This is a genomic window from Marivirga sericea (genome assembly GCF_900177665.1).
GTDB lineage: Bacteria > Bacteroidota > Bacteroidia > Cytophagales > Cyclobacteriaceae > Marivirga > Marivirga sericea.
The window spans coordinates 696,866-717,086 of record NZ_FXAW01000001.1 but is presented as its reverse complement, the minus strand read 5'-3'; the positions used below and the strand labels follow the sequence as shown (position 1 = coordinate 717,086).

12 protein-coding genes are annotated in these 20,221 nt (G+C 35.3%); 1 reads left to right on the top strand and 11 read right to left on the bottom strand.

Translation table 11 applies throughout. The features are described 5' to 3' along the window. Positions 1–2: 2 nt before the first annotated feature. The 5 genes from B9Y84_RS02790 to B9Y84_RS02770 form a co-directional block, all read right to left on the bottom strand. Positions 3–2,072, bottom strand: coding sequence for a sensor histidine kinase (locus B9Y84_RS02790; RefSeq protein WP_176223685.1), 2,070 nt, complete (start codon positions 2,070–2,072; stop codon positions 3–5). Position 2,073: 1 nt separating this feature from the next. Further along, positions 2,074–3,732: a tetratricopeptide repeat protein gene (locus B9Y84_RS02785; RefSeq protein ID WP_085515569.1), complete on the bottom strand. Its 1,659-nt coding sequence runs from the start codon at positions 3,730–3,732 to the stop codon at positions 2,074–2,076. Beyond that, positions 3,729–4,721: a PorP/SprF family type IX secretion system membrane protein gene (locus tag B9Y84_RS02780; protein WP_085515568.1), complete on the bottom strand. Its 993-nt coding sequence runs from the start codon at positions 4,719–4,721 to the stop codon at positions 3,729–3,731. Before B9Y84_RS02780 ends, B9Y84_RS02785 begins: the two co-directional genes overlap by 4 nt. Further along, a complete protein-coding gene (locus B9Y84_RS02775; protein WP_085515567.1) occupies positions 4,718–7,813 on the bottom strand; it encodes an HYR domain-containing protein in 3,096 nt (1,031 codons plus the stop codon). Before B9Y84_RS02775 ends, B9Y84_RS02780 begins: the two co-directional genes overlap by 4 nt. Before the next feature lie 457 nt (positions 7,814–8,270). Further along, positions 8,271–10,730, bottom strand: a complete 2,460-nt coding sequence (locus B9Y84_RS02770; protein ID WP_085515566.1) for a beta-glucosidase — start codon at positions 10,728–10,730, stop codon at positions 8,271–8,273. 126 nt (positions 10,731–10,856) lie between these two features. Between B9Y84_RS02770 and B9Y84_RS02765 the strand changes: the two genes are divergently transcribed. Next, positions 10,857–11,600 carry an NUDIX hydrolase gene (locus tag B9Y84_RS02765; RefSeq protein WP_085515565.1) on the top strand — a complete coding sequence of 248 codons (744 nt, stop codon included), beginning with the start codon at positions 10,857–10,859 and terminating at the stop codon, positions 11,598–11,600. A gap of 47 nt (positions 11,601–11,647) precedes the next feature. Here B9Y84_RS02765 and B9Y84_RS02760 read toward each other — a convergent pair whose 3' ends face one another. The 6 genes from B9Y84_RS02760 to B9Y84_RS02735 form a co-directional block, all read right to left on the bottom strand. Beyond that, a complete protein-coding gene (locus B9Y84_RS02760) occupies positions 11,648–12,943 on the bottom strand; it encodes a sensor histidine kinase (protein ID WP_139827926.1) in 1,296 nt (431 codons plus the stop codon). A gap of 345 nt (positions 12,944–13,288) precedes the next feature. Then, positions 13,289–14,620, bottom strand: a complete 1,332-nt coding sequence (gene ffh, locus B9Y84_RS02755) for a signal recognition particle protein (RefSeq protein WP_085515563.1) — start codon at positions 14,618–14,620, stop codon at positions 13,289–13,291. A 174-nt stretch (positions 14,621–14,794) separates the two neighbouring features. Next, positions 14,795–15,814, bottom strand: a complete 1,020-nt coding sequence (locus B9Y84_RS02750) for a tetratricopeptide repeat protein (RefSeq protein ID WP_085515562.1) — start codon at positions 15,812–15,814, stop codon at positions 14,795–14,797. A gap of 116 nt (positions 15,815–15,930) precedes the next feature. Further along, complete coding sequence (locus B9Y84_RS02745) at positions 15,931–17,046, bottom strand: DEAD/DEAH box helicase (protein WP_085515561.1); 1,116 nt, start codon at positions 17,044–17,046, stop codon at positions 15,931–15,933. Positions 17,047–17,063: 17 nt separating this feature from the next. Then, on the bottom strand, positions 17,064–18,281 hold the full coding sequence (locus B9Y84_RS02740; protein WP_085515560.1) for a DEAD/DEAH box helicase: 1,218 nt from the start codon (positions 18,279–18,281) through the stop codon (positions 17,064–17,066). A gap of 91 nt (positions 18,282–18,372) precedes the next feature. After that, positions 18,373–20,199: a PAS domain S-box protein gene (locus B9Y84_RS02735; protein WP_085515559.1), complete on the bottom strand. Its 1,827-nt coding sequence runs from the start codon at positions 20,197–20,199 to the stop codon at positions 18,373–18,375. Positions 20,200–20,221 lie beyond the last annotated feature (22 nt).

The window sequence follows — 20,221 nt, the reverse complement described above, 5'->3', positions numbered from 1 at the left end:
AATTAAACATTTAAGCTGCTTAAAAATTCAAGTGTATTACTCCCCTTTCCATCTGTAGGCAATTTCACAATGAACCTTGTCCCTCCTTGAGAATTAGTATTGACCTCTACTGTCCCATTTAAAAGCTCTGCCGACTTTTGGACTATGTACAGGCCCAAACCATTTCCATCTGAGTATTCACTCCCCACGTAGAACATTTCAAATATTTTAAACTTAATGGAATTATCTATAACCATCCCATTATCAGTAACAGAAATTTCAATATTATCATTTTGAATGGAGACCTTCAGGTCAACCTCACCTGTCTTCTCATTATCAATCCAACTAAAGAATAATGCATTTTCCAACAGATGGAATAAAATCACTTCAAATAGCTTGGGAATACTCAATACTTTATCTTGTGCGTCTATATTTGAGGTGAATTTAATTCCTCGTTCCCTAATAGTTTGACTAAAGGAAGCTATCACTTGATTAGAAATGATGTTAATATCAAACTGCTCAAATTCACCTGGCTGATGAATTTCACTCACTGTGCTTAGTTTCTTGAGGAGCTTATCCATTCTTTTATTAGTCTTGAATAGCAGACCAGTAAGCTCATTATTATTTGTCTCTCGCTTTATCAGATCACTAATTCCCGCTATAGAACTGAGCGGAGCTCGTAAATCATGTGAGGCTTTATATAAAACTGTATCTAACTCTTTAAATGTTTTATGCAAAAGAAAAGTCCTTTCAAACACTATATTTTCTAAATTTTCGTTCGTCAGCTTCACGACCTTATTAGCCTCAATTAAAGCAGCTTTTTGCCTTTTTAGCCTTGACCGGAAATAAAAGAGCAGGATAATTAGAAATGCAAAAAGCAATACTATTCCTAAGGTAATCAGTAACCTCTGCCGGTATATTTCTCGCTCTTTTTTACGTTCTCTCTCGCTTTCAGACAGTCGGCTTTCAAGTTCTTGCAAATCAAAAAATCGTCTCTTTAATTCATTGATGACTCGTAAATAATTATTCAAATTTTCATTCAATTCATTTTTATTGTTTCTCAATGTACTTTCAAGTTCCTCTATGTCATCAAGCAAATTTTCTTTTGATTCCTCGGACATGTTTTCAAAGCCTGCATTTAGCTTATCTATGACCATTTGAATCTTTTCTTCTAAAGCCAGCCGTTGTTTAGACATACTGGTATTGTCTTTCATTACTTGTTGAAAAATTTTGTTAATATCATTTTCTACAATAGTGGTGTCTGAAATTTGTGCCAATAAATCAATAGAGTCAGCATTATTCCCTTTAGTAATATTCGTAAGCAGCTCATCAAATTTTTGATCTAATTGTAGCTGATCATTCTGACTTAAATTTTCCCTTTGAATAGTATTTAACAGGTTGTAAAATGAACGTAAAGAGTTAATCGTATCTATTTGCAGAAATGATGAACCTGTTTCTTTTTTTGCTCTATTTTGGTTGGACTGTTTTTCAACTATCTGTGGTGCTGCTTCTACTTTAGATGTTATCTTTTCAACAGAGATTAAGACCAACTCTTCATTACTGAACTTCAAAATATCATAGCCCGGAATTTTAAACTGGTCAGGACTTTTAATTTTTTCATTTAAACCGAGAGGGATTGATATAATTCCGGCTGAATTTGTTTGTTTGCTAATGCTTTTGTCTCCCCTAAATTGCACTTCAATTCCTTCTATTCCACTTCCATTGCTACTAATAATCTTAATAGGCTTGTCGATATAGCTTTTTTTACGAATTATCACTTCTAAAACACCTTTACTCAAGTTCCAAGAAGCTGCCTCCAAAGACTCATCTCTTGGTTTAATTGATTGCACAGGAAGATCTGAAGATTTCAAATTAACAAATACCATCCCTTTATCATTAAGATTTACAAATTCGCCTTTATTAATAGATAGGCTGAGATTTGGATATACAGTAAGATCTTCTGAAAAAGCTTTCACCTGAATAACTTGATTGCTTTGAGCAAATATGTCATGTGAATGGACAAATAACGTCAGTACAAATAATATTGTAACTATTAAAAGATGGGGAGCATTTCTACAGTGTTCAAAATTCACATTACTCATTTTCTTCCCTCAAACTATTTTTAAAATCATCATTTACCACCACGATTTCGTAGCTTAAATCTTGTTTCGCAAATTTTGGAACCTCAAAACTTACAAATCCATCTAAATCTTCTCCTCGAATTCTGATTTTGTACTTGCTGTAATACGGAACTTTTAAATTAAATTTTCCGCTAGAATCAGTCATCGTTTCCGCAACTACATTGTTTCCTGTTCTATCAATCAGCTCCAAAGCAACATTAGACAATACTTCTAATTCAGATGAGTCCATCCAATTATGTTCAATAAATTTCACTATCCCCTCTACTGCAAGAGGATATATTTGCAAGTCAAGGGCAAACTCAAAAATATCAAAATCAAAGCCCCCATTTTGCCTATTAGAGCTTAAAAATCCTTGTTGACCCAAACTGTCAATGCTAAGAGATAACTCATCATAATTAGAATTAACTGGATAACCTAAGTTCTCAATTTCCCCTAGCTGATTATCAATTAATTTTGATTTATATAAATCAAATCCGCCAAGGCCAGCATGGCCATTTGAGGAAAAATATAGATTAGAGCCTTGAAGAAAGGGAAAGCGTTCATCACGCTCAGTATTAATACGATCGCCCAAATTTTCAGGTTTAGACCAGCCTTCCTCTGTTTTTATTGATTTATAGAGATCTTTACCACCTAGCCCGCTGTCAAAGTTCGCACTAAAAATTAATAGCTTACCATCATTGCTGACAGAGGGTTCTGACATATCAAAAAGTAGATCATTATGTTCATAAGCTGCAGTTCTAGTCCATTTACCTCTTTTAATTTCAGCAAAATATAACTGTAAAGGATAATTACCTTTCACATTTTTTTGTTTTGAAGATGCGGCATAAATCATATGATCTCCCTCCTCAAAACTATTGATAGCTGATACATGAAAAGGGATTTTCAGGCTTTTACCGATAGGCTTCGCATTTTCATAATTTAAAGCGACTATTGAAAAGGGATCCTCGTAAGTTTCAATTTTCTGCAAATTATAAAAAGAGGAATTCTCTTTAGAATCTACTTTTTTAATAATCTCCACCTGCGGTTGATTACTCACTAAATAGACTTCTTTTTCAGAAAACTGGAGCATTTGAAGTTCACTTTTATTGGTATTGAGCTTAGCCCTATGCGCCATGTTTTTTAGGGAGTCTTCATACAAATACGATAAATTGCTTAGCCTCCAAATTCTACTCGCATATAGGTCATTATTAGGCTTCTTATCCAGACAAATCTGAAAGTATTCTAGCGCATCCATTGTATTGCCAATCGATAATAGTGCTTCAGCAAAATAAAAGTAGTCTTCTACTGGAAATTCCAAATTGGTTTCTTTGTGCTGCTGATAGTACTTAACAGCTCTATCATATTGATAAGTGAAAAAGTAACTCCTAGCCAGGCGTAAGTCAATGTTTTCAGGAGCATTATCATCCAATGCAATATCTTCATAAATGCTCAGGGCTGTACTATAATTTTTTGAAATAAAAGCTTTATCAGCATCTACTATTGATTTATTTAAGGCAGTAAACACAGACTCTTGCCCAAATGAATACGCACTAATCGAAAGAAAAATTAGCGCCAATAAAATCTTTAATTTACTGAAAATAAGCATTTTAGATGACTTTTTAATCAATTTCATTGTGGTGAATTCACATTTTCATATCTGAATTTGAAAATATACCGCAGCATAATCTCATTGGAGGCCTGAGCAAGCCTGCTGACATTTCCAATAGGATAATCATAGGCATAAGCCATTTGAAATTGAGGTGTAAGGTTGAACCTCACTAGGAAATCAACAGATTCTTGCTTTCGATATGAAACTCCTGCAGTTATAACATTTTTGAAAGTAGTTAGTAAATTAAGATCGTAGCTTACTGGAATACCTTGTAAATATTTTAACAAAATACCGGGGCTAATGACTAAGTTTTTTCCTACAGGAATATGATATTGACTGAATAGAAGGTGATTAAGATTAATAGGATCTAAGCTTACAGAATCGTTAACATTAATTGATCTATTCACAATAGAAGGAATTGAATAGCCTGCTTCAAACTTTTTGCTTTTATAATAAAACCCGAAACCGGCATTGAAATCTGTACCTGAAAAGAGCTCATCATTTACAGAAGGGTCAGGATTCCCGTTTTGCAGAGACTGATAGTCTGATCTAACATTTATCATACCTGCTTTAAGTCCGAACGAAAAATATCTGTTATTGCCCAAGGGTAAGTGATATGCTAAATTCGTAGCGATGGTCAGGTTTTGATGAACTCCAATACTTTCTCTGTGGAGAAATAGCCCAGTTCCGACCTTCGGACTCTTAAGTGGTGTATGCAATGAAAAGGTTTGTGATTGAGGAGCTCCTTCTAGCCCACTCCACTGATCTCTATGCAATAAAGAAATACTTAATGCATCTTCTGCACCAGCATATGCAGGATTAATGAGAGAGCCATCGTACATATACTGAGTATACTGTACACCTTGTTGCGCATACCCAAGAGTTGCTGACCCAACAATAATTGTCAGAGTAAGCAGCAAATTCTTTATGTGTAATTCAATTTTATTCACAATAATTAAATTGTCGCTGTATAGTATGTTATCAAATATTTTATCAAACAGTATCAATTTCATCTCAACACTTCTAAAAATCCTTTTCTTTGGATGCCATCTTGATCATTTCTCACGGAAATGAAATAATAGTAAGTACCTCTAGGTACGAGTTCTCCGCCTCTATTTTCTCCTTTCCATACCACTTCTTCGTTGTTATAACCTTGCGCAGAAAAGATTTCGGTTCCCCACCGATCAACTATAATTACTTCATTATCTGGAAAATTCTCTATACCGCTTATTATCCACGAGTCATTATTACCGTCACCATTAGGGGTCATCAATTTATTGAAATTTATCTCCAGCAAAATTGGCTCTACTGTTACTTCAAAGCTACATTCACTGCTTTTACCAGCTTCTGTAGTAAAATTATAACGAACTATAGTAGTTCCTACATCGAAAGAACTTCCTGGCTCATGACTGGCGTTTACCACAATATCAGAGCATGCTGTTGTTGCTGTTGGCTCTTCCCATGTCACCGCGGTAGTTCCAGTATTATTATCTGCTCTTATAACAATATTTTCTGGGCAGTTACTCACTATTAATTCAGATTCATCAATAACGTTTACATCAAAAATACAAAAACTGCTATTACCTTCTTCGTCCGTAAACTCATATTCAACAGTAGTGATTCCAAAAGGAAATGAACTTCCGGATTCGTAATTTGAACTGATAATGACAGTGGAACAATTGTCATTGGCGGTAGGCTCCTCCCATTCCACAATCGCATTACAGTTATCCGAAGCCGAAACAGTTATATCCTCTACACAATTCAACACTTCTGGTACAGTTTGATCTAAAACTTCAACTTCAAATGAGCAAGTAGCAACCAATCCATTTTCATCTGTTGCTGTGTATTCAATAGTGGTGAAGCCAACTGGTAACTCATCACCTAGTTGCCAATTACTGCTGATGTCAAGATTAGAGCAATCTTCGAAGACAGGCTCATCCCACTGAGCCATTCCAACGCAATTTTCCGCGGTACTAATCTTAAGATCGTCTGGACAAAAGCTTACTAGAGGAGCACTTTTGTCCTCAATCACTACATTAAATGAACAAACACTCGTATTACCTGCTTCGTCTGCAGCAGTATAGGTAACCAGCGTTGTTCCTACAGGAAAGGAATCACCGGATGTAAAATCGCTTTCTAAATTAACCTCGGGATCACAATTATCAGAGACTACTGGAGTCACCCATTCTACAATTTGCTCACAATCATCATTTGCTGATAGTAGAATATCTGCTATGCAATTTGTAAATAATGGTGCTACATCATCTTCAACTATAACGTTAAAGCTACAGGTGCTTGTATTACCAGCATTATCAGTGGCAGTATATGAAACTACTGTTATGCCTACTGGAAATTGGGCTCTTGGTTCATGGCTGGAAGTTAAAGTTACATCTGAATCGCAATTATCTAAAAAAGAGGGCGGAATCCAATTTACTGATGATTGACAATTAGCTACGGCTGAAACAGTTATATCGGATGGGCAATTACGTACTTCAGGACCCGTATTATCTTCAACTGTAATTTTAAATGAAGAGATTGTTTCATTGTCCGATTCATCTTTGACACTAATTTCAACAACGGATTCGCCCAAAGGAAACAAATCTCCAGAATTGAAATTTGTCGCAATACTTAGCTGCTCACTACAATTATCCTCTGCAATAATCTCATCCCAAGTAACTGAAGCTTCGCAGGCATCATTCGCAGCAGAAATGAAAATATCATCAGGTTGCTCTAAAATTTGCGGTGCAGTATCATCTTCAACAGTGACTGTAAAACTACATAACGACTGATTTCCTGAGGCATCAGTGGCTTTGTAGGTTACTTGAGTATCTCCAAAAGGAAATGCATCTCCAGAATCATGGGAAGAACTTATTTGAAAATTATTGCAATTATCACTGAAAGTCGGTGCATCCCACGTTGCTATTCCTTCACAGTTTGTTGCTGCGGAAACAGTAATATTTGTTGGGCAAGTACCTGCATCTAAAGCTGGAGCAGTATCATCCTCGACAATGACATTAAAAGAGGTAGTTTGCACATTTCCTGCTTCATCTTCTGCTGTATATTCAACCACAGTTTCACCCAGATCAAAAATTTCGCCCGAAGAAAAGTTACTATTAATGGTAACATCAGCACTGCAATTATCGACTGCACTTATCTCAGTCCAAGTGGGTGTTGCCTGACAGATCTCATTGGCAGAAATTCGTATCTCCGTGGGTGCGTTAAGGAATTCTGGTGCAGTATTATCCTCTACGATGACATCAAATGAGCATTCAACAGTATTGCCACCTTCATCAGTTGCCGTATAGACCACTTCAGTAGTTCCTATCGGAAAAATGCTACCCGGTTCAAAATTAGTAGTTAAATTGGGTGCAAAGCCGCAATTGTCACTTGCTTCTGGAACAGTCCAATCGGCAACGGCTTGGCAATCTTCATTAGCATCTAATGTTATATTGCTTGGACAACTCTCAAATACTGGAGGAATATTATCAACCAAGGTGATGGTAAAGCTACAAGAAGCAATTTCAACCCCGTTTAGATTTGCTCGGTAAAAAACTTCGTTTTCACCTATATTAAATTGGGTAATTCCAGGAACAGCAGTTTTGGTAAATGTTATTTCCGAACATGGCGAGGTGGGTTCCGTCCAGCTTACTGTTCTGTTACAACTATTGAGTAAAGTTATTGTCTGACTCGGTGCGCATTGCACATCTGGAAATATATAGGAATACGGGTTGCTTAAATTTAAAGTGACAGTAAAGCTGCAAGTTTCAATTATATCTCCTGAACTGTTTTTACCTTGAACTTCTACGGTAGTTTGTCCCAAGCGGAATAAGGAGCCAGAAGCGGGTATTGAGATAATTTCTACTACATCCGTATTATCTGATGTTGGTGCTGGCCAAGAGACTGATTTTTCACAGGCACTTGTAACCGATTGAATTATATTGGAGGGACAATTCAACGCAAAAATTTGATCAGTATGTTCATTTTTAGAACCCTTGTTCACTTCTGAAAAGCCCTCTTCAAATATAGCATGATTTTCTTCACTCCTAACTTCAAAGAAACTAAAAGAAATGAAGTAAAATATTAGAATAATTACTTTTCGATACACTTCGAGATAAATTACAGCCTTGTAATGTTTAAATTATTATAAAGAGTAATTTATGTAAAAGGAAATGAATAAAAAAACTTATTCTATTTTATATAGGTAAATAATTAAAGTAATATCACTTTAAATTATACTTTTGGTTTAGTAGGTCGGTTTGTTAATGGGACTAACTGCTACATTTATCTTAAATCAAGATAAATTTTAGCATTAAGTGAGCTAAAAATAACTGACAAAACCACTGAAGCCATTCGTTCCAACTGTTTGTCAACCAAAGCCTTAAATTCATTGAGAACTCTAAGTTTTCATTGTTGGCTTAGTACATCGTCTTAATGATAGCCTTTGCCATAACCATTAAGAATGAGACAGATTTATCCGTCTAATCCCTTTAAAGCAAGGCCATAAAAAAGGCAGTACCCTAAAAAAGTTACTGCCTTAAAACCAATCTATAAAACTAAACTAACTATTGTCTTAGCAATTCTATGTCCCTATTTGGAGTCATTACTTTATTCACATTTTCGACTGTAATATCTTCTTTCACAAAAAATTTATCAGTCAATTTAATGTCTTGAGAAGAAGCACCTATTCGGATTGTGTATTCCCCACTTTCTACCAACCATCTTGAATTTGTTTCATCAAAGGATGCTAGGTCTTTTGCAGCTATTGTAAAGCTCAATTTTTCGCTAGCATTAGGTTTCAATAATGAAGTTTTTCCAAAGGCAATTAATTGCGATTCTGGTTTTTCCAATTGATCGGAAGGAGCTTTCACATAAATTTGAACTACTTCTTTACCCGCAAGCTGTCCAGCATTCTTGATGTCAACGGTAATTTCCAGTTGATCTATAAAGGAATCAGTATTTAAAGTTAAGTTACTATACTCAAATGAAGTATATGATTTTCCATATCCGAATTCATAGGAAACGGGAACATCAAAAGTCTGGTAATACCGGTAGCCAACATAAATATCCTCTTCATAAATCACTTCCCAAGGCACTCTTTTCATAAAAGAAAATCCTGATTCATCTTCTTTATCATCCGTTTCGCCTTTTACACTACTTCCAGGAAAGTTCTTAGCTGTAGAAGCATCTTCATAAGTAGTTGGAAATGTAATAGCTAATTTTCCTGATGGATTTACTTTTCCGCTTAAAACATCTACCACCGAATTTCCAGCTTCTTGTCCCGGTAACCATGAGCATAACACAGCATCCGGAATATTTTTCCAGCTAGCCGTTTCAATTACTCCAGCGATATTTAAGATTACAACAGCTTTTTTACCTTCGGCATGAAAAGCTTTAGTAACCATTTCAATCATTGATTTTTCTTTATCATTCAAATAGAAATCTCCAGCCTCCGCTTTTCTGTCATCTCCTTCACCAGCATTTCTGCCTACAGTAATCAAAGCAATATCTGACTTAGAAGCCATTTCCTTAGCGATTGATTCATCTAATTCCATTTCTGGAATGGGTTGTTTTCCTCCCAATAGTGCTGTTAAGAGATTTTCTGGTGGTGGCTGATTTGCTCGTGTCTTTTTAATATAATTATCATAGATATCCTTTAATTCTTCATCAATCTCATAGTCAGCTTTTTGCAAACCCTCAATTAGTGAAATTGTATAGGCTTCATTAACATCACCACTTCCTGTACCACCTGATATAAAATCATAAGAATTGGCACCAAATGCTGCTATATTTTTAACAGAAGATTCAAATGGAAGCGCATTATCCTTATTTTCAAGTAGGATCATACCATCTGTAGCAGCTTGGCGTGTTATTGCAGCATGAGCCTCTAAATCAGGTTTGTTTGAATTCTCATAACCCCTGAAACGAGGAGTTTTTACCATAACTGATAATATTCTTTCAACATTGGTGTCTAAAATATTCTCTTCTAATTCTCCATTTTCAACAGCCTCAACAACAGCCTGAATTTGTTCAGGTGAACCGGGTTGAATCATATCATTTCCTGCTTTTAATTGGGCTACAATGTCACTTCCTCCGCCCCAGTCGGTCATTACATATCCATCAAAACCCCATTCATCTCGTAATATAGTTATCAATAATTCAGGGTCTTCTGAAGTATATAGTCCATTTACTTTATTATATGAAGACATGACAGTCCAGGGTTGACTTTCCTTAACCGCTATCTCAAAACCTTTTAAATACATTTCGCGCAAAGCTCGTTCACTTAAGATTGTATTTACAGATAAACGATTGGTTTCTTGATTGTTAACCGCAAAATGTTTAATCGAAGTCCCAACTCCATTAGATTGAATTCCATTGATCATGGCAGATGCCATTTTACCCGTAACCAGTGGATCTTCAGAATAATATTCGAAGTTTCTTCCATTAAGTGGGTCACGCTGCAGATTCAAACCTGGAGCTAAGATTATATCAGCACCATATTCCAAAACTTCCTCCCCCATGGCTTGTCCAACATTTTCAATTAGGTCAGTATCCCAGGTAGATGCCAAAACAGTAGCAATCGGAAAAGCAGTGGCATAAAAAGTCCCTTCCTTCCCTTCTCTTACAGGAGATATCCTTAATCCTGCGGGACCGTCAGCCAATGTCTGACTCGTAATTCCATATTTTGGAAATTCAGCCGTTACACCTGCAGTACCTGGCAAATATTGGCGTATTTTAGTCACCATTTTACCATAAGCAGTGGTGGTGTCTAATTCTTTTCTAAGGCCTTCTGGTATCATGGCCTTTATAGAATCTGGTAATGGAAGATACATACCAGTACCTACTACTAATCGAGCTTTTTCTTCCACAGACATTTTTTCAATCACAGAAGAGATGTCAAATTCCTTTTTCTCATTCTGTTCTTCTGGAGTTGAACAAGAAAAAGCAATACCGCTGAGCAATACAAAAATGAATATCTTGTATGGTCTCAGTTTTGGCTTAATGTTAAACAATTTTTTCTCCATAGTTATGATGTTAGATTACTGGATAAAATAATAATGATAAATTTGAGTTTATCATATGATTTTAAATCCTATTGTGTCATTATTACACAATAGTATGAAATTTTATTAAAGATTAAAACAGTTTATATGGATTTTTCAGATTATGTGCCCTCAGTATCTGTTGATTGTGTAGTATTTGGATTTCATCAGAATCAGTTGAAAGTTTTAATGTTAAAATTAAAACACTTGAATTTGTGGGCTTTGCCAGGTGGTTTTATTGAAAATAATCAGAGCGCAACAATAGCAGCTGATAAAGTGCTAAAAGATAGAACTGGTTTGGAGGGCATATATCAACAGCAATTTCATGTATTTACTGACCCAGAAAGGTCTCAAACTTCCCATATTGAGCAATTAATTTCAAATGATGTTTTAGATAAAGATGTGCTTGGATGGTTTAAAAATAGATTTATATCTATAGGATATTATGCATTAGTTGAATATTCAAAGGTAAATAAACCTGAACCTGATTTTCTTTCTGAAAAATGCCAATGGGTTTCCTTGGATGAACTACCTGAGCTGATGTTAGACCATGAGGAAATTATTAAGAGGGCTTACGTTAGACTTAATCAGGATTTATATCAAAAACCTGTTGGTATAAATTTATTACCCGAAAAATTTACTATGCCTGAATTACAAGCTTTGTATGAAACCATATTGCAAAAGAAGATAGATAGAAGAAACTTCAGAAGGAAAATTCTAAGCCTGAATATTATAATAGATACAAAAGAAAAAAGAATGGGTTCAAACAATCGTGCCCCTATAGTTTATAAATTTGATAAAACTAAATATCATCAGGTGCTTAAAGAGGGCTATCATATCAATTTGTTTTAGTCATAATTCAAATGAATTAACCAATTTAATGATTTTGGGAAAACAAGTTAAGCCTTGATTGGAATTGAAGCTTTAAATTCAGTTTCCTTTTCAATATCTGAATAGTTCAAGGTAATATTTCCATTCAGCTTTTTGGTGATTATTTTGCATATGTACAAACCTAGTCCAGGACCTTTAGGGAGTTCAGAGCCCACATAAAATAAATCAAATATATTTTCTTTCTGCTCTTTTTTGATTCCTATTCCATTATCTTTCACATTGATAACCATGTTCTTATCAACAATTTCAATGTTAACTTTAACCCACCTTTTTAGCTTCAAAGGATCATGAAATCGCACAGCGTTTCCAATCAGATTCTTGAGAATTAAATGCAACAAGCTAGGGTCAATTTGAATAGGGTGATTTACAGTGTTATTGACGTCTACTGTAACAGCGTCTAGATTTTCTTCTCCTTTTAAGCGGTCAAAAACTGTATCAAGAATTAAGTCTATTTTAATTTTTTGGGGTGTTATAGGTCGAGCACTAATTTCATAAACATTACTTAACCTTTTCAGCATATTGTCCATATGATTTGCTGAATGATTGAGATGTTCCAAATGAGCACTAATATCACTTTTCTGATCATACTCCATCTGAATCAGTTGACTCAAGCCTTTGAATCGAGCAATCGGCCCTCTTAAGTCATGAGCGGATTTATAGATGAATTCATCAAGCTCTTTATTCTTCTCTAAAAGTAAATTATTTGAGTGAGATAATTCTTTTGTCCTATCTTGAACTTGCTGATCTAAACTACGCGCAATACCTAATAGTTTGGTGTTCTGGCTTTGAATAATTCGCTTGGCTTGCTCAAGTTTAGCTCTTTCATAATCTAAAAGCTCATTTTGAGATAGTATTTCTTCAAATGCTTCGGTTAGGTCTTTATTCTTCTGCAATACATCATGTTGAGCAGTTTCAATCTCTTCTTTCTGTTCTTGAATAAGTGCGATTGCCTCCCTATAATCTTCATTTTGCAATTTTAATTGGTTATGCTTTTCCTCTAGCGTTTTCGTCCTGTCCTTCACCAGTGATTCTAGGTAATCATTATGCCTTCTAATCCTTTTGGAACCCAAGCTGATAAAACTAAATGCGATGCCAAAGATTCCTACACTTAACAATAAGATAAAAATTGACTGAATAATGTCAGTAATGTTTTCCGGAGTATTAACAAATAAATATCCAATCGCTGCAGATTGGGCTGTAAAGACAGAAGCTTGTAAAGCTGAACCATTGGCTGGTTGAACCATCAATATAAGCAATAGGCTTAATAGGGTAATAGAAATACAATAGTTGAAATAGTTTTTCACAAATACCAGTCTAAAAATAATGCTATTAATGATAAAAAGTTTTATAGTTTTTTTAAATAGTCAAAACACATTAGTTATCAGCAGTTTATGCTATTTTCATTGAAGTGTCAATTTAATAAAATATTACTCTTAAAAACAAGAAATCATTATATTAATTTAATACCTTTTCGACTAAACTATTGATTTAAATAAAATATAACCGAACAACAATAGGCTATACTGTTGAATATAAGCTGCTTACCTATTTATGGACAAAAAAATAGCCTGATACTACTAAATTTGTAATATCAGGCTAAACAAAAAAGCTCCTTAAATCAATGTAAGAAAAAGGTTCCTACCGAATATTTATTTTCCAAAAGGGTTAAAACCTGCTAAACCTCTTTTGCTTCCGCTCATTTTATTCATAGTCTTCATCATCTTTCTCATATCCTTAAACTGCTTAAGCAAATTATTGATTTCCTGTACTGAAGTTCCACTACCCGTTGCAATTCTTTGTTTTCTGCTTGCGTTCATTAACTCAGGATTAGATCTTTCCTCTTTTGTCATGGATCGAATAATAGCTTCTACAGGTTTGAATGCATCATCGTCTATATCCAAATCTTTGATTTGTTTTCCCATGCCTGGCAACATACCCAATAGATCTTTTACATTCCCCATTTTCTTAATTTGCTGCAACTGAGATAAGAAATCTTCGAAATCAAATTGATTTTTGCGAATTTTCTTCGACAGACGATCAGTTTCTTCTTGGTCAAAGGTTTCCTGTGCCTTCTCAACCAAAGAAACAACATCTCCCATACCGAGAATCCTTTGAGCCATCCTATCAGGATAGAAGAGATCTATGGCATCCATTTTCTCACCGCTGCTAACAAATTTTATGGGTTTTTCAACTACATTTCGAATGGATAGCGCAGCACCACCTCTCGTATCACCATCTAATTTAGTCAATACAACACCATCAAAATCAAGTTGCTCATTAAAGGTCTTAGCAGTATTTACTGCATCTTGACCAGTCATTGAATCTACTACAAACAAGGTCTCTGAAGGTTTAAGCTCTTTTTTCAAGCTTGAAATCTCCTTCATCATGGTTTCATCTACCGCCAAACGACCCGCAGTATCGACTATAACAATGCTTTTACCATTGGCTTTAGCATACTTTATAGCATTATTTGCGATTTTAACGGCATCTTTATTATCAGGCTCAGCATAAACTTCAACTCCTATTTGCTCTCCTAAAACTTTCAATTGATCTATGGCGGCAGGTCGATAAATATCGCAAGCGGCCAAAAGAACTTGCTTACCTTGCTTTTTAAGACGGTTGGCGAGCTTTCCTGAGAAAGTAGTTTTACCCGATCCTTGTAGACCTGAAATTAAAATAGTGGCAGGTGATCCTTCAATACTGATATCCTCTTGCTTCTCCCCCATCATTTTGGCTAACTCTTCTTGGGTAATCTTTACCAAGAGTTGACCAGGTGAAACTGATATTAATACATCACGTCCTAAAGCCTCTTCCTTAATTCTATCAGTAACTTCCTTTGCTACTTTGAAATTCACATCAGCATCGACCAATGCTCTTCTAATTTCTTTAACAGTAGTTGCTACGTTTACTTCTGTAATTTGCCCCTGACCTTTCAGAGTTTTAAAGGCGCGATCTAACTTATAACTGAGATTATCGAACATATCTTATACTGTATCTAATAATGAATACTATTAAAATTTACTACTTAAAATTTCTAATCAAATAGTAATAAAATTTTATCAGGCAATAGCCTAATCGGCTCATTTTAATGGATAAATTTTGGGCAAAAGTAAGAAATTTATTGTTTTAATCCGAGTAGTTAGCGGTTTTGAATACTATTCATTGCAGTATTTCTCGAATGCCGCTATTCCTTGCTGGTCATTAAGTTCAATTGATTCTTTGTATGCGATACAAGCCTTTTCAAGTTGGTTATCTAATCTTAGAGCTTCCCCTAGGTAAAAATGTGTGGAAGGCAGATCAATCCGCTTACTTAATGCATTTTCTAATTGCCTAATTGCTTCTGCATAATCCTCTTTTTTCAGAGCTAAAATACCTAAATTCCTATATACAAATGGATTTTTTTCATCTGCTACTATGCTTTTTCTCAAATCTGCGTAAGCTTTGTCAAATTCACCCAAGAACGTATAGATGTAACCTCGATTGTTTAAAAAGTAAGGTTGATTCCGTTGCAAATCTATGGCCTTATTGACTGATGCAAGTGCTTTTTCATAGTCGCTCTTTTCTGATTGAACTAATGCTAACAGATTCCATGCATTTGATTCACTAGGATTCAATTCTAATGCCTTATCAAGGTATTGTATAGCGGCTTCAAATTCTTTTTGATAATAGGCAACAGCTGCTAAATTCGTATGAATTTCCGCGTTTTTTGCGTCTATCTCTAAAGCCTGCGAGAATGATTCTTCTGCCTGTTCATATTTTTTTAGTCCCACTAGGGCTAATCCTTTTGCTAAATGGGCGAATGCTGAATCCTTATAAGTCTTTAAGACAGGTTCTAAATCATCTAGTGCTCTATAATATTCACCTGTTTGATAAAAAGCATTACTCCTATTATAATAGGCCCTTATATAATCAGGCTTGTGTTGCAAAGCTTTCTCAAATGCTTGAATAGCTTCATAAGGATGTCCATTCTGATAATGAGTTACTCCTAGACCGTTCCAAGCAGATGGATTCTTATTATCTAGATCAATCGCGCTTTCAAAGTAATTAAATGCCTGTTTGGTTTGGCCTTTTTCTAATGATTGATAGCCTTTCTGAATTAGACTTTCCTGCCGCTGTTCTTTTGTCGAACAAGCTACCAGGACTACCATAACAATAATAAGAATGGAATTTTTCATTTCTCTTCAATATCTAACAATTTTAAACAGTATTTTTATCCTTAGGGCATTTTGAGAATAGGATCAGGAAAACTTTAAATCTTCTTGTCTTTTAATACTGTGCAAAGGGCAATAACTTAACCAAATGGCACCTGTTTGATTTTGATCCCCAGCTCTTGTTGCACCTTTTTGATTTGTGTTACTTCATTTTTTGTACAAAGCGCCATGCTGATTCCAGTTTTACCAGCTCGTGCCGTTCTACCGCTTCGGTGGATATAATAATCTATTTGTTTTGGAATTTCATAATGAACTACAAAAGCCAAATTCGCAATATCTATTCCTCTTGCAGCCACATCTGTTGCAATCAGCATATCAATCTTTTTACTTTTGAAAGCTCTCATTTCCTTATCCCTATCCTTCTGATGCATATCGCCCTCTAATATACCTGTTGAGATTTTTCTTGCATTCAATTGTTCATGAAGCGCTCTAGCAGAATTCTTTGTATTACAGAAAATAATACCTCTCTCATTTTTCTGGGTTTTCAGGAAATAATCTAAGACCATCATTTTTTCATCAGAGTCGCAAGGAACATATTGATGCAAAATCTTTTCATTCACTAATTCATTGCCAGATGCTTTGATCTGTTTGGCATTAGGATCCAAATATTGCTTAATAATATACTTAATGTCTGTCGGTATTGTAGCAGAAAACAGCCAAATATCTTTTTTATGTTTTATGGTGCTTAGAATGAATTCCAACTCTTTTTTGAAACCCATACTCAACATCTCATCTGCTTCATCCAATACCATTAATTTCGCTTCTCGGATATCAACAGCTTTTCTCCTTATTAAATCATTAAGCCTCCCGGGAGTAGCCACTAAAATCTGGGTTGGCCTTTTAAGATTTTGAATTTGCTTATCAATTTTCTCTCCACCAAAAACTACTTCCATAAAAATCTGGTCGGAAAACTTGGTGAATTTGAATAATTGATGTTTAATCTGCTGTGCTAGCTCCCTGGTAGGAGATAAAATCACTGCCTGAATCTTATCATCTTTAGGGTTAATTCGTTCTAAAATTGGTAATCCAAAGGCTGCGGTTTTGCCTGTTCCGGTTTGAGCTTGTGCTACCAAGTCTCCAGTATTTTGCATTAAATGACCAATTACCAGTTCTTGAATCCTGGTCGGACTTTTTATATTCAACTCTGATAATCCTTTTATAAGTTTATCAGATATTCCTAATTCTTTAAATGTCATGATTCGTATTCGTGATATTATTTATTCTTTCTTCTAAAAGGTTTCTTTTTTTTGAAGCCACCTGGTTTCCTTTTACGAGCATTTTCCTCATATTCTGGTCCTTGTCCGATTTGATTTGGCAAACTATTCGTTTTCATGATAGATTTTTCAATCAATGCTTCTATACGATTGAATTTTTCCATATCGACTTCATTGATGAAGGTTATAGCTTCTCCTTTAGTGGCTGCACGAGCAGTCCTACCAATTCTATGAACATAGTCTTCAGGATCTCCAGGTACATCATAATTTACAACTAAACTGATATTTTCTACATCGATTCCACGAGATATGATATCAGTACCAATTAAGACTTGAACCTTTTTAGCTCTAAAATCTCGCATGATAATTTCTCTTTCCTTTTGATCTAGGTCGCTAGAAAAAGCCTTCACTGACATCCCTATATCTTTTAACTCACGTTCTAAAGTTTTTACTTTATCCTTTTTACCAGCAAATACAATTGCAGTTTCATAGATACCTGAACCTAAAATGAATTTTAAGAGCGGAGTTTTTTGTCCATCATGAGCTAAAAATGCTTTTTGAGATATTCCCGCTGCTGGCTTTGAAATTGATAAACTAATTTCTTCAGGTTGATTTAAAATTGCACCTGCCAGCTTTTTGATTTTTGGAGGCATAGTGGCTGAAAACAGTAGTGTTTGTCTCTTCTCAGGCAGTTGCTTCACAATCCTCATGATATCATCATGGAATCCCATATCCAACATTCTATCTGCCTCATCTAGGATCAGGTGTTGCACATTATCTAATTGTGTTTCATTAGAGTTTAAAAGTGCAATAAGCCTTCCCGGAGTAGCTACTAAGATATCTACTCCAGCTCTAATCGCTTTTTTCTGCTGCTCCCAGGCAGCACCGTCTCCACCACCGTATATTGCAATGCTACTTGCGTTCGTAAAGTATGAAAAGCCTTCAATTTGCTGATCTATTTGCTGCACTAATTCACGTGTGGGAGCAATGATCAAGGTATTAACACCTTTTGTTTCACCACCAATGGCAATTTTATGTAAGACTGGCAATACAAAGGCTGCGGTTTTACCAGTTCCCGTTTGCGCACAGGCTATTAAATCTTTGCCGTCTAATATCTTAGGAATGGCTTCTGTTTGTATGGGGGTGGCTTTTTGGAAGCCCATCATTTCCAAACCCTCGCTTAGCGAAGGATGAAAGTTCAATTCTTTAAATTCCAATTTCTTAATTTTTAATGATTTAAAACTTTGCAGTTTAGATCAAAGGTAATGAATAGCAGGGATATATAGCTAAATATTAGGTAGATTCCCGCTAAGAAATAGAATCTTCAGCTTCTTCAGTTCTGCGAACTACATCTCGAATGATGATATCAAGCTCTAATGCGCTACTTCTTATAGAATGAGTAACTTTCCTTTGTTCTTCCTGACTTCCGTTTTGGTATTTTTCAATGAAATCGATCAAGCCGAGAAGCCTTGCCAAGGGGGCCCGTACTTCATGGCTCTGAACCCATGCTATTTCCCTTAGTTGATTATTTTGATTTCTGATGGATTTGATAAAATTATGTTTAGCGGTAATATCTCTGACGATACCTTGAATCTGCTTAGACGGAGTAAGCTTACAACTTATTTCTACAGCTGCTTCTATGCCATTTAAAGGAATTAAACAAGCTTCTTCAAAAATTGAGCCCGACCTATGAATAAGCTCAGTTAGTGTAAAACCGTCTTTTTTCTCAAATTTAATAATCTGACTCAAATTATATTTTGTGATTTCTTCATTGGGAATACCAGTCATTTCAGACCCTTTATGATTTAATTCCAATAGATTACCGTTTTCATCTGCTAACAGTATTGCATCTGATGCCTGAGATACTAATTCCCTATATTTTTGCTCACTCTTTTCCAGTTTTTCTGCGGCCAATTTACTTTCCGTAACATCTCGCACTACAGCTAGTACTTCTTCTGAATTTATTGCAATATACCTCGCTTCAAAATATTTTCTTTCTCTTTTAAAATCGAGGTAGTATGAATGTTCTTCAACTCGATTTGAAGTCAATGCTGCTTTAATATTCTCGTGAATCTTTGTTGCAAAGTCTTTTGGAAATAAATCATAACTGGACTTGCCAATAAAATGTTGCGGGAGGTAGTATAATAGGGATCGTTGATAAGCATGAAAATCAAGATATTTGGCATCTTTGTCGTAAACAAAAATCAAATCAGGAATTGCCTTGACCATCGAAGCTAAGTATCTGTTATTTTCTGCTATCTCTTTAGTTTTTTTGCTTAAAAGTGCTTGCAATCGCTCAGGTTCCTGATACACATGAAAAACGTAAAAGCCACTACCTATAGAGGACGAGAAAGCCAGAAAAATAACGAGGCCTAGTAAAATGTAAACCACAGCATCTTGTTCGTAGAAAGCAGTAACCTTCCAGCCTGCCTCTGAAAATGTATAATCCAATGACAGCTCACTTTTCTTCTGGCTACTAGTGAAAATCTCCTCTTCTCCAGTGTTTGGGTCTACTTTCGATAATTGAAAACTAACAAATGGCAGCTGACTATTCTTAATTCCGGAATACGACAGAAAATCATCCATGGTCATAAGCACTGCGGAGAAGCCCCAAAATTCATTTCTATGAAAAATAGGTAACCTGCCAATGATTCCTTTGCCTCCCTGTTTAAATTCCAAAGGCCCTGCATAATATATTTCCTTTTTATGGATGGCTTTTTGAGCCTCATTTCTTGTAGAAGAATCCTTCAAGATATCGTAACCAATAACGCTGCTGTGTATACTGGAAGGATAGACATACTGTATAACCCCTTTCTTTAAAATCTGAACGCCATATAAATATGGGTGGCGCTCCATAATTTCCTTAGCTACAAAATCGAAATTACTTACAGTATCGGTGATAGGACTAATGGTTAGGCCTACCGAAAAAGCTGCCAGATTACTATTAATCATAATTTTCCTAATATTTTCGGTAATCATGTTTAGTTCAGACTGTAATTGTTGGTATTTCTGCTTTTGGTAATACTGATAACTAACGATAATTAGAATTGAAAATAGTATGGCAGAAATCAGCCCGATTGCAGTAGCAAAAGCCAAAGATCTGATTTTGAAATTTTTATTTGGTCGATAGTTCATTTTAGGGGCTTAGCTAATTATT

What these genes read in the sequence shown, in the direction of transcription:
- B9Y84_RS02785 (WP_085515569.1), bottom strand. Translation starts at nt 3,732, where the DNA reads ATGAAATTGATTAAAAAGTCATCTAAAATGCTTATTTTCAGTAAATTA.
- B9Y84_RS02780 (WP_085515568.1), bottom strand. Translation starts at nt 4,721, where the DNA reads ATGAAATTGATACTGTTTGATAAAATATTTGATAACATACTATACAGC.
- B9Y84_RS02770 (WP_085515566.1), bottom strand. Translation starts at nt 10,730, where the DNA reads ATGGAGAAAAAATTGTTTAACATTAAGCCAAAACTGAGACCATACAAG.
- B9Y84_RS02765 (WP_085515565.1), top strand. Translation starts at nt 10,857, where the DNA reads ATGGATTTTTCAGATTATGTGCCCTCAGTATCTGTTGATTGTGTAGTA.
- ffh (WP_085515563.1), bottom strand. Translation starts at nt 14,620, where the DNA reads ATGTTCGATAATCTCAGTTATAAGTTAGATCGCGCCTTTAAAACTCTG.
- B9Y84_RS02750 (WP_085515562.1), bottom strand. Translation starts at nt 15,814, where the DNA reads ATGAAAAATTCCATTCTTATTATTGTTATGGTAGTCCTGGTAGCTTGT.
- B9Y84_RS02745 (WP_085515561.1), bottom strand. Translation starts at nt 17,046, where the DNA reads ATGACATTTAAAGAATTAGGAATATCTGATAAACTTATAAAAGGATTA.
- B9Y84_RS02735 (WP_085515559.1), bottom strand. Translation starts at nt 20,199, where the DNA reads ATGAACTATCGACCAAATAAAAATTTCAAAATCAGATCTTTGGCTTTT.